This window comes from Arenibacter aquaticus (genome assembly GCF_003957295.1).
Taxonomy (GTDB): domain Bacteria; phylum Bacteroidota; class Bacteroidia; order Flavobacteriales; family Flavobacteriaceae; genus Arenibacter; species Arenibacter aquaticus.
In genome coordinates this window covers 230,723-243,136 of record NZ_RQPJ01000014.1, presented here as the reverse complement: position 1 = coordinate 243,136, position 12,414 = coordinate 230,723, and the positions used below count along the sequence as shown (strand labels likewise).

Below are 12,414 nucleotides of genomic sequence, written 5' to 3'. Positions count from 1 at the left end.
AGACAATGGCACAATTGTAATTTAACCTTAGACCAAATCACATGAAAAAATTAATCTTGTATATACTGTTTATAGGGGGTATTCTAATTGCCGGCTACTATGTGTTTAAATACAAACACATCATTATTTATTTAGTCAAATCCAACACTTCAACTGTCTTTGAAGAAGTTGTATCAGAACCAGTTCTTGGGGTGTTTTCTTTTAAGCCGGATGCGCCTAGTGAACTTATTTCGACTTATAAGCATTACAGGCTACGGCTCACAAAAAGTGTAAATTGGGAAAAAGCGGCAAATGAAATAGCCAAATTTCCAGATACTACTCCCATCATGATTACAGTGGAAACTTGGGGCGAAGGACTGTATGACTCCTATAGGTATAACCCAATGGGGGGACTTATAAAGGGGAATTATGATGACGCTATCAAAGCAATGTGTACCCAATTTATAGGCAATAGGGACAACGTATATATAAGGTTTAATCCAGTTATGGAGGTTCCGGTAAAACGCTATCCTTGGCAACGATATGGTGGGATTGATTATATTGAAGCGTATCGCCATTTTTCGAAGCTGTGCAAAGAATTTGCTCCCGCGGTGAAATTAGTATGGGGGACAGCCGGTTATCCTGGCGTAATGGAGTATTATCCTGGAGATGATGTGGTTGATGCAGCTGCTATAATTGCCAAAAGTGAATCGGAGATGGTCTTGAAGGTTTATCCCAAAGATTATCCTATTGACTACGATGTTTTTAGGAGATTACATCGATTAAGGTTTATAGATAAACCTATTTTTATTTTGGGGTCCCAATTAACTCCTAAAGACTCCATAAATACCTCCTTATTCACTTCCTTGGCAAATAAAGTAAGTAATTATAACAGAACCGTATATTCCACCGCGAATTTTAATCGTGCTCATATTGCTACCATGAAGAGGGCAGGAACGGGGTTGGAGATAGGACTTTATGACCCCCAAGCATTGCTGAACACGGAGAAATCCGTAACCGTTGAACATCTTTTTGTTGATTTTGAAAATTTGAAGAATGGAAGTTTTGAAAGGCGGTTTAAAGAAGTAATTTCCCGTGAACACGATATAATCGTAACCTTTGAACCTTTTAGGAATCCCAACAAAGAAGTTGATTTTGAGGTGCTTCAAAATGTTTCCCTAGGTAAGTATGATCGGGAAATTAAACAGTTGTACCGTATAATAGGAAATACAGAGCGCTTGGTGTATTTGAGGTATGCCCATGAAATGGAAATTCCAATTACACGTTACCCGTGGCAGAGTCAAGATCCAATTGTTTATATTAATTCGTTCCGTTATTTTATGAATTTTCCGGAGAAGGAAATGTCCAATATTAAACGGGTTTGGGGTCCGGCCGGAGATAGGGGCTCTTTGGAGTGGTGGCCAGGTAATGATGTGGTTGATATAGTGAGTATCGCTATTTACGGCCTGCCTGATAAAAACATTACAGATCCAGAAAAACAAGAATCTTTTGAAACTATTTTTAATCGGAAGGTTTGGCGATTGCGATTTTTGGACAAACCTATTTTTATTACAGAATTTGGGGTCAAGGGGCCCGAAGAATACCAAACCAAATGGCTGGAGCGGGCTGCGGAAATAATTACACAAAACTCACAGCTTATAGGTGTAAATTATTTTAATATGTCTGATACCCCCAAGGCTTGGGGTGAAATTAAACCGCCGGACTGGAGTATCTCCAAAAAATCCTTTCAAAGCTTCACTGAAACCCTAAAAAGGGAGAAGAAGAAATAAAGATAGCGGTGCCGAACATTATGTTGAATTTGGATCAACAGCAAGTAAAGCAACAGAGAGCTTATGCGGTGCAGACTGCTATGCGGAAGGATTTTTATTGATGGTTGGCAAACCAATAGACGCAGCTTTTTTATTGAAAATTGATAGTCAATTAGGGTACAAGAATTGGTTAAAAAAAATATTATATCTTCAAACCTTTATAAATACTACGAAAAAAGTAATAATATGAAATTCTTAATCACCTTTTTTACCATGACTTTGGTCTTGTTTTCCTGTAAACAGAATACCAAATCCAAGGCCGATTCCAAATCTGAAACAGCTCAAGAATCCAAAGCAAAGACCGATGAATGGATCTATCTATTTGATGGTGTTAGCACCAATGGCTGGAGAGCTTACAACGGGGATAGCTTGCCTCCTGGATGGACCGTAAAGGACAGTGTACTTACCTTTGATACCCAACTGGGATTGGAACAGGACTACACAGGGGGAAAGGACATTATTTATGGCCTTGAAGAGTTTGATAATTTTGAGTTTTATGTGGAATGGAAATTGCCGGAGGGAGGCAATAGCGGAATTTTTTATCATTTAAAGGAGCATATTCCCAATGCAGGACCCCCAGTAATATCACCGGAGTATCAATTGATAGATGATGAGAATTACGCTAAAATCCATGATCTTACCCAATATAATTTAAGTCTAGGCCATACAGAGAATCCAGCGGAGTTGCAGCCACTGCAACAGACCGCATCGGATTACGCCATGCATGTTGCAGATCCAGAAAAAAAGGTGCTGTACCCTGTTGGGCAATGGAACTCTTCCAAAATTGTATTTACCCCAGAGCGTGTTGAGCACTGGCTCAATGGGAAAAAAGTATTATCTTTTGTCCCTTGGTCCGATGAATGGTATGAAAAAAAGAATTCAGGGAAGTGGAAGGATGCCGAACATTACGGCCGTTACAAATCGGGTTACATAGGTTTTCAGGACCATAGCAGTCCAATATGGTTTAAAAATATAAAAATCAAAAAATTATAAATAAGAATATGAAAAAAAGAGATTTTCTTAAAAGTACGGCCGCTCTGGGATTAACGGCCATGTTACCATCCTCGGTATGGGCCTTGAGTAAGAATGGCAGGTTGCGAACAGCGCATATTGGTGTTGGTAATATGGGGGGCAACGATCTTGCAGCCATATCATCGCATGAGTTGGTAGATGTGGTAGCGTTGTGCGATGTGGATTCCAAGGCCTTACAAACTGCCAAGGAATTGCACCCAAAGGCCGCTACCTATAAAGATTACAGGGTAATGCTCAAAGAAATGAAGAATGATATAGATGCTGTAATCGTTTCAACGCCCGATCATACCCATGCTCCTGCTTCTATGATGGCTATGGACCTGGGAAAACCGGTTTATTGTCAGAAGCCGTTAACGCACCATGTGGCCGAAGCTAGGGCAATGAGGAAGATGGCCAAGGAAAAAAACCTGGTTACCCAAATGGGAATTCAGGTACACTCTTTTTATGACTATAAATTGGCCACCTTGTTAATCCAATCTGGAATTATAGGTAAGGTACATACGGTAAGGGCTTGGTCGCCCAAGAACTGGGGATTTAATGGTCCTGAGCCTAAGGGGTCCGATCCAGTTCCTGCCAATTTGGACTGGAACCTATGGTTGGGAACTTCGGCCGAAAGACCTTATAAGGAAGGCTATTACCATCCTGCCAATTGGAGAAAACTATTGGATTACGGTTGTGGTACCCTAGGGGATATGGGTGTTCATATTTTTGACACCCCTTATAATGCCTTGCAATTGGATGTGCCTATGACCATCAAAAATAAATGTAGAAAGCCTACAGGTTTTGGTTTTCCAGAAAATAATACGGTGACCTATACCTTTCCAGGGACCAAATATACCGGGGATACCCTAAAGTGGGTTTGGTATGATGGTCCTGGAGCTCCAAAAAAGCATAAAGATCTAAAGCTTCCCAATAATGAAGAGTTGCCCGGACAGGGAGCTATGTTCATAGGTGAAAAAGGGAGACTGTTGTTGCCACATTTTATGCAATTGCCAAGGCATATTGTAGATGGTGAATACAAGGAGTTGGACCTGTCCATAATAAAGGATCAGGAGGCCATTGGGGAGCCAGTAAGGGATTATGGCCCTGAGGGTAATAAGCACTACCATCAGTTTGTTGATGCTTGTTTGGGCAAGGACGAATGTAGTGCACCCTTTGACTATTCGGCCCGATTAACGGAAACTATATTGCTTGGGGTAATTGCCGGCCGTTTTCCAAATAAAACCTTGCACTGGGATACCAATACTGCCCAGTTCTCGGAACCGGAAGCCAATAAATTTTTAGACGCTCCGTACAGGGACTTTTAAGGAATATTGCCAAATTATATAAAGTCCGACATCCCATGTTCATGAGAACGATAGGGGTGGTCGGACTTTTTTATATAAGGGAGGTATGGGAAATACTAGCAATATCCCGCTTTAATAGTATGGTAAATGCTTAAGATTCTTATCTTTAGACTATGCAACAGAAGCCCACTTCCTTCTCCATAAAAAACTGGTCCGATGACGATAAGCCACGCGAAAAACTAGTGCAAAAAGGTAGGTCTGTACTCTCGGATGCCGAATTGATTGCCATTCTTATCGGGTCGGGCAGTCGCAATGAAAGTGCCGTAGAGCTATCAAAAAAAATATTGGCATCTGTAGGCAATAATCTAAATGAATTGGGTAAACTTTCCATAAACCAACTTCAGCAATTTAAGGGCATAGGGGAAGCCAAGGCAGTGTCTATTGCTGCCGCCCTGGAGGTAGGTCGTAGGCGCAGAGGTGAAGAGGGCCGTAAAATTACCAAAATTAGCAGTAGTAAAAATGTTTTTGAATTATTGCAACCTATTATGGGAGAGTTGCCACATGAGGAATTTTGGATTGTATTTCTTAATAACTCCAATAGTGTATTACAGGCTGGTCAGCTTAGCAAAGGAGGCATAACAGGAACCTTGGTAGACGTTCGCTTGGTTTTAAAACAAGCCTTGGAACTGGGGGCCGTAGGTCTCATATTGGCCCACAATCATCCTTCCGGAACGTTGAGGCCCAGTGAAGCGGATAAGCAAATAACCCAAAAATTAAAACTGGCATCCCTAGCGTTGGATATAAAAGTTTTGGACCACCTTATTATCACCCAAAAAGAATACTTTAGTTTTGCAGATGAAAATATACTCTAAACCGGGTATTCCATGTCAGGTATTGTACTAATAATTGAAAAATATAATAAAAGGAGTAGGTAATTATGCTGCTAATCTATACCCATAAAATAACCCACCGCTTTAGTTATATAATGCGTCACATGTTTACCACTATCCTGGGGATAGAGGTGTCCTATACCACCAAGGTAGAGGATTTTATAAAACATACGGGGCCTAAGATTACCTATACGAAGCAGCCACTTCAAAACGAGTTTTTTGTTAGGAGTAATGACCTGCTATTTGAGCAGGGAATAAACGATTTGCAGATTCATATTTCGGATTGGGAAGGGAGCCCCTGTTTCTTCTCTACCGGGGAAAGGAGCAATCTTCCCTTCGATATTTTTTCGGCCAGTTTTTATTTACTCAGCAGGTATGAAGAGTATCTGCCCCATGTAAAGGATATGCACGGAAGGTTCCCGCCCAAGGAAAGTTTGGCCTTTCAAAATGGTTTCTTGGATAAGCCGGTTGTAGATATTTGGGCTCAAAAACTATTATTTCTATTAAAGGAGAAATTTGAAGATTTGGAGCACAAGCCTAGAAACTATCAATATACCTCTATAGTAGATGTTTCGTCATCACACTGTTTTGCGTACCGTGGTTTTTTAAGAGGTATTTCGGGCTTGCTGTATGACGTGGGCTCCCTTAAATTGGGACGGGTAGTGGATAGAATTTCGGTATGGGCAAAATTAAAAAGGGATCCGTACGACAATTTCTTGGAACTGGTAGAGCTGCACAAACAAAATAAGGTGAGAGGTATGTTCTTTTTCCAATTTGCAGAATATTCCACCTATGACAAAAACGTATCGCCTAATAACAATAAATTTAAATATCTTATTAAGTCGGTCGCAGACTACGATAAGGTCTCCCTTTCCTGTTCCTATAGCTCCTTTAACGACATAGGGCTCCTAAAGGAAGAGAAAAAGAACCTATCGGATGTCATACACAGATCGGTAAGCAGTTCCCGGATGCGTTATAACAGGGTAGATATTCCGGAGACCTATAGGAATTTAATAGAAGCAGGTTTTACCGATGACTATACCATGGGGTATACCCATGAAATTGGTTATAGAGCAGGTACCTGTACGCCATTTTATTTTTATGATATTCCGTTGGAAGTGCAACAGCCCATAAAAATCCATCCTTTTGCCGTACATGACTACGGATTGTTGAAATATAGGAATAGGAAAGAGGCCTTTTCTGCTGTTGAGAAGCTCTATTTGGAAACCAAAAGGGTGAAAGGGAAATTTATTACCGTATTTTCCAATGAGCTCATTGGAGGGGAAAGTAAGTTGAACTGGAAAAATTTGTATAGTAGTATTTTAAAACGTGTACATGTTTAAGAATGTAGTGACGGATGTTTTTTTTGATTTGGATCATACCCTTTGGGATTTTGAAAGGAATTCTGCGCTTACCTTTCAAAGGATACTGCATGAAAATTGTGTTGATGTTGATTTGGAAGATTTTTTAAGGGTCTATATCCCTATAAATTTTGAATTCTGGAAATACTATAGGGAAGGCAAAATATCAAAGGAGGATCTTAGGTTTCAGCGTCTTAAAAAAACATTTGACAGGCTTGGCTTTGAGGTTTCCAATGGATTGATAAATAGGTTGTCCGAGCAGTATATCCAATATTTATCCACCTATAACCATCTTTTTCCCAATACGATTGAAATTTTAAACTATTTAAGACCTAAGTATAACTTGCATATCATTACCAATGGGTTTCATGAAGTACAGCATAAAAAGCTAAGGAACTCCAAAATAGATACTTATTTTAACCAGGTTATCAACTCTGAAATGGCCGGGGTTAAAAAACCTGACCCTGTGATTTTTAAACTTGCCCTTAGCAAAGCCAATGCTTTGCCCAATACATGCATGATGATTGGGGATAGTTTGGAGGCCGATATTATAGGGGCAAAGGCAGTGGGTCTACATACCTTGCATTTTAATACCAATAATGGACCAAAACACGATATCTGTGATATGATTCATGAGCTCAGTGAAATAAAATCCTATTTATAGAGTTATTATTTTGGGGTAAGACAATAACAACAAAATATTAATTGTAGTTATAGGATGTTTTGGTATGAGATATAGAGTATTTTTTACGCTTCTATTATTGTTAGGGCTAAATTCATGTGTAGAAAAACTGAATTTTGATCAATATGATGAATTGGAGATTACTCCAACTGTAGAGGCCAGTATATTGTATGTAGAATCCCCTGAAAGAATAATAAACGAATCACCAGGGCAAAATTTTTATTCCCAAGTTTTTAATTTTGATGCTTTTTCCGAAGATGCTTTTGCGGACAGGGTCTTGGATGGCTATATGTTTTATGAGATAGAGAACACCACCAGCAAGGAGTTGGAGGCTACGGTTGAATTTTTGGATGAGCAGGGAAATGTTTTGGACGACCAGTATTTTCATATCGATCCGGCCCCAACGCCTCTTACCCAGATCCAAGTGGCTTATGGAACAGGTAGCGGGAAAAGCATAGAAATCATAAAAAATACTTCCGGGATAAGGATAAATGTCCAGAACTTGGGCGATAACAGTAGTGTATCCAATCTGCCAGATCCAAAGATTATTTTTAGGTCTAGTGGGAAATTTAGGCTCCGATTAAAATGAGAAATTGTAAACTTATTTTATTGGCCTGGTTTCTGGGGTGCAGCTTTATGGTTGGGCAAAACAAACAAATACTGTACGATTTTACGGAAATACCTCAGGCCTTAATGGTCAATCCAGGCATGTCTACAGATTTTCAATGGTTTGCCGGTATACCAGCCTTATCGGGTATCTCTGTGCAAGCGGGGAGTAGCGGGCTAAGTGTAAGCGATCTTTTTGCGGATGACGGATTGGACTTTAACACCAAGGTTAGGGACCGTGCCATATATGGGATGAGTCCACGCGATGAACTTAGTGGTACCTATCAGGTAGAATTATTGAGCGGGGGGTTTAGAGGTAAAAACCCCGATAATTTTTATTCTTTCGGAATCTATAGTGAAGGGGATGCCATAGGCTATTGGTTAAAGGACTATGCTATTCTGGCATTTGAAGGTAATGCAGATCAGTTGGACAGAAAGTTTGATATAAGTCACCTAAGTACCAGAGGGGAAATGGTAAATGTCTTTCATTTTGGTCTTAATAAGCGAGTGGATAATAAATGGACCTTGGGAGCCAGGGCCAAATTATACTCCAGTGTTTTTAATTTTTCGTCTACAAGAAATAAGGGGTATTTTGTTACCACAGAGGGGCAAAATAATATATTTGCCAATACCTTGAATGCGGATTTGGAATTAAGGTCATCGGGCGTCAATGAAATTGAGGATGCTTTGGATAACGACAGTTCCCTTTTGCCAGGGATAATAACAAAAAGAATGTTCTTTGGAGGGGATTTGGGTGTTGGTCTGGACCTGGGATTCACCTATAAGCTAAACAAACAGACCGTAATTACCGGTAGTGTCCTGGACCTGGGGTTTGTGTATAGTTCCACCGATGTAAAAAACTTTACCGTTAAGGGTAGTGCTACTGTAGAAGGCATTGAGGTGATTCTTCCAGATGCCTTTTCCAATTCCAATACCGATTTTTGGCAAGATCTTGTTGATGAAGTGGATGCGCTGGTTCCCCATGGAACCAATAACAATAGTTATATTTATTTTAGACCTACTAAGCTCTATGGCTCCATACGTTATAATTTTGGAAAAATTACAAAGACCAATATGGATTGCGACTGCAATTATATGGTGTCAAAAAGAAGGGATTACACCAAGTATGCAAATGGGCTTGGGGGACAATTGTATGTAATTAATCGCCCTAAGGGACCACAGGCAGCTCTTACGGCCTTTTACTTACATAGATTTGGTAGGGCACTGGCCCTAAAAGGAACCTATACGGTGGATAAGTTTTCTTTTTCCAATGTTGGTTTAGGGTTAAACATACAGGCAGGGCCGGTAAATATTTACGCCATGGCCGATAACTTATTGGCTTATAGCAACCTGGCGGATACTCATTATTCTTCTTTTCAAATAGGATTAAATATCATATCTTGGGGAAAGAAATAAGGTTCAATTACAAGCGAGCTGTCTACGCATTTGTCGAGCTTGGTATCATTTTTGTAACATAATTACCGTCACATAATTATAAAAAGAAGGGGCAAATGTTGTATATAAAACTACCATTTTACCGGTAGTGCCAACCATATTCTCCATTTGTGGGAGCCTTGTGGCTATAAGAACCAGAATTTCCCTTAGAACAAAGAAACATAAACAAATGAAAAAAATTATTTTATTAGCATTGTGTGCCATATTTGGGTATAAAGGAATGGCGCAGTCACAATTAAACAATTACAAATACATAATAGTGCCTACGAAATTTGAAGCCTTTAAAAAAGCCAATCAGCATCAGACCAGTACATTGATCAAATACATGCTTGTAGAGAACGGTTTTAATGCGGTTTATGACAATGCTCTGCCGATAGATCTACTGGGTGACAGGTGCCTTGGACTATTATTGGAATTGAAGGACGATTCCTCCTTGTTTACTACCAAGGTAACGCTTGTTCTCAAAGACTGCTTATCCAATGAGGTTTATACCACCAAAGAGGGTATTAGTAAGGAAAAGGAATACAAAGCGGCCTATACCGAGGCCATAAAGGAATGCTTTCAAACCTTAACAGGGGTGGGGTATAAATATGAGCCCAGTGGGGATACCGCACCCACGACCGTAAGTTTTAAAAATGATGTTAAACAGTTGGAAAACGTTACTGAAGAGGATAAAGACATAAGATTTGCAGATAGGGCTGAGGATAGAGCCGAATCTAACCTACAGAAGGTCGTGCAACAAAAAGCCACCTTGGAGGAGCAGTCCTACAAAAGCAAGGAACCGGTTCAGTCCAATATTACCAAGGCAGAAAATATGCCTTCCATGGAATTACCGAATGTAAAATACCAGACTGAAGGAACAGGTGTTTTGTACGCCCAGGCAATTGCCAATGGGTATCAATTGGTAGACAGTACTCCAAAAATCACCTTAAAGATTTATAAAACCTCCCAGGCCAATGTGTTTATTGCAAACGGGGATGTGGGTAACGGCCTTGTTCTTAAAAAAGGGGATAAGTGGTATTTTGAATATTACGAAGGTGATAAGTTAATGGGACAGGAACTGAATATTAAATTCTAAAGTTCATACTTGTCTTTCCAACGTTTTTTTAAAAATTCTTTGATGGCATTTTCCCGTTGATTTTTTCCTGGACGGTAAAAGCTTGTGTTGGCTACCTCCTTGGGCATAAACTCTTCGGCTATAAAATTATTCTCATAATCGTGTGCATATTTGTACTCCTCCCCATATCCCAGATCTTTCATTAGTTTGGTAGGCGCATTGCGCAGTGCCAAGGGAACAGAAAGGTCGCCAGTTTGTTTAACAGTTTGCTGAGCCTTGTTGATGGCCATATAACTGGCATTGCTTTTAGGTGAGGTGGCCAAGTAAATAACACACTGACTTAAGATTATACGCGCTTCTGGATAGCCTATGGTGGTAACCGACTGAAATGTGGTATTGGCCATGACCAAGGCAGTTGGATTGGCATTGCCAATATCTTCAGAGGCTAATATAAGTAAGCGTCTTGCTATAAATTTTACATCTTCTCCCCCCTCAATCATCCTTGCCAGCCAGTAAACTGCGGCATTGGGATCGCTTCCCCTGATCGATTTTATAAAGGCCGAAATAATATCGTAATGTTGCTCCCCGGTTTTGTCGTATAGAACGGTGTTCTTCTGTATTTTGCTTAGGACTAATTCGTCCGTGACAACAACGGTATCCGTATCTTCCGAATTAATGATAAGTTCAAATATATTCAGCAATTTCCTGCCGTCACCTCCGGAAAGGCGCAATAGTGCTTCGGTTTCCTTAAGGGTTATTTTTTTCTTTTGTAATAAGCTGTCCCGTTCCATGGCCCTGTGGAGCAAGGCTTCTAGGTCTTCCTTACCAAAGGGATTTAGGATGTATACCTGACATCTTGATAACAGTGCAGGAATTACTTCGAAGCTAGGATTTTCCGTTGTGGCTCCTATAAGGGTCACCCAGCCCTTTTCCACGGCTCCCAATAAGGAATCTTGTTGGGATTTGCTAAAGCGATGAATTTCATCTATAAATAGTATGGGATTTTTGGTGGTGAACAATCCTCCACTCTGTTTTGCCTTCTCTATCACCTCCCTTACATCCTTAACGCCACTGCTTATGGCACTCAAGGTATAAAAGGGGCGACCACTTTCATGGGCTATAATATTGGCCAAGGTGGTTTTCCCTGTGCCAGGAGGGCCCCAAAGAATCAATGATGGCAAGATGCCTTTCTTTATTTGATGGGTCAATGATCCTTTTTCTCCCACCAAATGGTTCTGGCTTATATAATCTTCCAATGTTTTTGGGCGTACTCTTTCTGCTAATGGCTCGTTCATAATGTAAAAATAAAACAAAGTTGGAAGAGGATTGCTCCTAATCCATACTTTTAAAGTGTATATGAATGATTATGACAATTTAGCCGTTTTTACTTTTTTGGTTTCAATATTGTAGGAATAGTTATATTTCGGCTTATGAGAGAAAGTAGCTATTTTAAATTTACCAATTTAGTGGTCTTATTGCCCATGATGGCTGTGCTTTCTATATGGACAGTTTATTGGTTTGAAATTAGGTATCAGGTCAATTTTAATCATTATGGGGTATATCCAAGAACTTTAAAAGGACTGAGGGGGATTGTGCTAAGTCCCTTTATACATTCTTCTGTAGAGCATTTGTACAATAATACCATACCCCTTGCGGTGCTTACCGCATCTTTGGCTTATTTCTATAGGGAAATAGTATTTAGGGTACTGCTATGGGGTGTTTTACTGTCAGGAGTAATCACCTGGCTTATAGGTAGGCCTTCTTATCATATAGGGGCCAGTGGGCTGATCTATGTATTGGTCAGTTTTGTTTTTTTTAAAGGTATTTTGTCCAAGTATTATAGGTTGGTAGCCTTGTCCCTTGTGGTGGTTTTTATCTATGGAAGTTTACTGTGGTATATTTTTCCAGTTGAGGAGGGTATATCCTGGGAGGGTCATTTAGGCGGATTTGTTACGGGACTGTTTCTGGCATTTGTTATAAAAGCACCTTTGCCAAAGCCTAGGAAATATGAATGGGAGCGGGAGGACTATAATGAGGAAGAGGACGAGTTTCTAAAACATTTTGACGAAGATGGAAATTTTATAGAAAGCAAGCCTCCTGAGTCTGCCTCTTTGGATGATGATATTGTGATTAAGTATCATTTTAAAAAGGATTCTGGAGAAGGGAAGGAAGATGATTAGACAGGGCAAAGCTCTTTCATTCTTCTTTGGAATAAAAGTACAAAACCCACATTGGAC

The 12,414-nt window shown here is 40.0% G+C and carries 11 protein-coding genes; 10 read left to right on the top strand and 1 reads right to left on the bottom strand.

The annotated features are described in order from the left end of the window. Positions 1-41: 41 nt before the first annotated feature. The 9 genes from EHW67_RS14450 to EHW67_RS14410 all read left to right on the top strand — a co-directional run bounded on the left by EHW67_RS14450 (position 42) and on the right by EHW67_RS14410 (position 10,198). Positions 42-1,769 carry a glycoside hydrolase family 26 protein gene (locus EHW67_RS14450; protein ID WP_126163089.1) on the top strand — a complete coding sequence of 576 codons (1,728 nt, stop codon included), beginning with the start codon at positions 42-44 and terminating at the stop codon, positions 1,767-1,769. A 225-nt stretch (positions 1,770-1,994) separates the two neighbouring features. Next, entirely contained in the window at positions 1,995-2,801 is an 807-nt protein-coding gene (locus tag EHW67_RS14445) for a 3-keto-disaccharide hydrolase (RefSeq protein WP_126163088.1), read from the top strand. An 8-nt stretch (positions 2,802-2,809) separates the two neighbouring features. Then, positions 2,810-4,147 carry a Gfo/Idh/MocA family protein gene (locus EHW67_RS14440; protein ID WP_126163087.1) on the top strand — a complete coding sequence of 446 codons (1,338 nt, stop codon included), beginning with the start codon at positions 2,810-2,812 and terminating at the stop codon, positions 4,145-4,147. 152 nt (positions 4,148-4,299) lie between these two features. Beyond that, the gene (gene radC, locus EHW67_RS14435; protein ID WP_126163086.1) at positions 4,300-4,998 is read left to right on the top strand and encodes a RadC family protein; all 699 of its coding nucleotides are present in this window, start codon (positions 4,300-4,302) and stop codon (positions 4,996-4,998) included. Positions 4,999-5,120: 122 nt separating this feature from the next. After that, complete coding sequence (locus tag EHW67_RS14430) at positions 5,121-6,359, top strand: polysaccharide deacetylase family protein (RefSeq protein ID WP_394343592.1); 1,239 nt, start codon at positions 5,121-5,123, stop codon at positions 6,357-6,359. Beyond that, the gene (locus EHW67_RS14425) at positions 6,352-7,041 is read left to right on the top strand and encodes a YjjG family noncanonical pyrimidine nucleotidase (protein WP_126163084.1); all 690 of its coding nucleotides are present in this window, start codon (positions 6,352-6,354) and stop codon (positions 7,039-7,041) included. The genes EHW67_RS14430 and EHW67_RS14425 overlap by 8 nt, the downstream gene beginning before the upstream one ends. Before the next feature lie 64 nt (positions 7,042-7,105). Continuing rightward, positions 7,106-7,648, top strand: coding sequence for a hypothetical protein (locus EHW67_RS14420; RefSeq protein ID WP_126163083.1), 543 nt, complete (start codon positions 7,106-7,108; stop codon positions 7,646-7,648). After that, the gene (locus EHW67_RS14415; RefSeq protein ID WP_126163082.1) at positions 7,645-9,081 is read left to right on the top strand and encodes a DUF5723 family protein; all 1,437 of its coding nucleotides are present in this window, start codon (positions 7,645-7,647) and stop codon (positions 9,079-9,081) included. Before EHW67_RS14420 ends, EHW67_RS14415 begins: the two co-directional genes overlap by 4 nt. Before the next feature lie 208 nt (positions 9,082-9,289). Continuing rightward, on the top strand, positions 9,290-10,198 hold the full coding sequence (locus EHW67_RS14410) for a hypothetical protein (protein WP_126163081.1): 909 nt from the start codon (positions 9,290-9,292) through the stop codon (positions 10,196-10,198). On the opposite strand, the gene EHW67_RS14405 is transcribed toward EHW67_RS14410, so the two are convergent. After that, entirely contained in the window at positions 10,195-11,472 is a 1,278-nt protein-coding gene (locus EHW67_RS14405; protein ID WP_126163080.1) for a replication-associated recombination protein A, read from the bottom strand. The genes EHW67_RS14410 and EHW67_RS14405 overlap by 4 nt on opposite strands. A gap of 135 nt (positions 11,473-11,607) precedes the next feature. Between EHW67_RS14405 and EHW67_RS14400 the strand changes: the two genes are divergently transcribed. Next, a complete protein-coding gene (locus EHW67_RS14400) occupies positions 11,608-12,357 on the top strand; it encodes a rhomboid family intramembrane serine protease (RefSeq protein ID WP_126163079.1) in 750 nt (249 codons plus the stop codon). Positions 12,358-12,414: the final 57 nt, after the last annotated feature.

Bases quoted from the DNA above. Each gene is read 5' to 3' on its own strand.
- EHW67_RS14450 (WP_126163089.1), top strand. From the start codon at position 42: ATGAAAAAATTAATCTTGTATATACTGTTTATAGGGGGTATTCTAATT.
- EHW67_RS14445 (WP_126163088.1), top strand. From the start codon at position 1,995: ATGAAATTCTTAATCACCTTTTTTACCATGACTTTGGTCTTGTTTTCC.
- EHW67_RS14440 (WP_126163087.1), top strand. From the start codon at position 2,810: ATGAAAAAAAGAGATTTTCTTAAAAGTACGGCCGCTCTGGGATTAACG.
- radC (WP_126163086.1), top strand. From the start codon at position 4,300: ATGCAACAGAAGCCCACTTCCTTCTCCATAAAAAACTGGTCCGATGAC.
- EHW67_RS14430 (WP_394343592.1), top strand. From the start codon at position 5,121: ATGTTTACCACTATCCTGGGGATAGAGGTGTCCTATACCACCAAGGTA.
- EHW67_RS14425 (WP_126163084.1), top strand. From the start codon at position 6,352: ATGTTTAAGAATGTAGTGACGGATGTTTTTTTTGATTTGGATCATACC.
- EHW67_RS14420 (WP_126163083.1), top strand. From the start codon at position 7,106: ATGAGATATAGAGTATTTTTTACGCTTCTATTATTGTTAGGGCTAAAT.
- EHW67_RS14415 (WP_126163082.1), top strand. From the start codon at position 7,645: ATGAGAAATTGTAAACTTATTTTATTGGCCTGGTTTCTGGGGTGCAGC.
- EHW67_RS14410 (WP_126163081.1), top strand. From the start codon at position 9,290: ATGAAAAAAATTATTTTATTAGCATTGTGTGCCATATTTGGGTATAAA.
- EHW67_RS14405 (WP_126163080.1), bottom strand. From the start codon at position 11,472: ATGAACGAGCCATTAGCAGAAAGAGTACGCCCAAAAACATTGGAAGAT.
- EHW67_RS14400 (WP_126163079.1), top strand. From the start codon at position 11,608: ATGAGAGAAAGTAGCTATTTTAAATTTACCAATTTAGTGGTCTTATTG.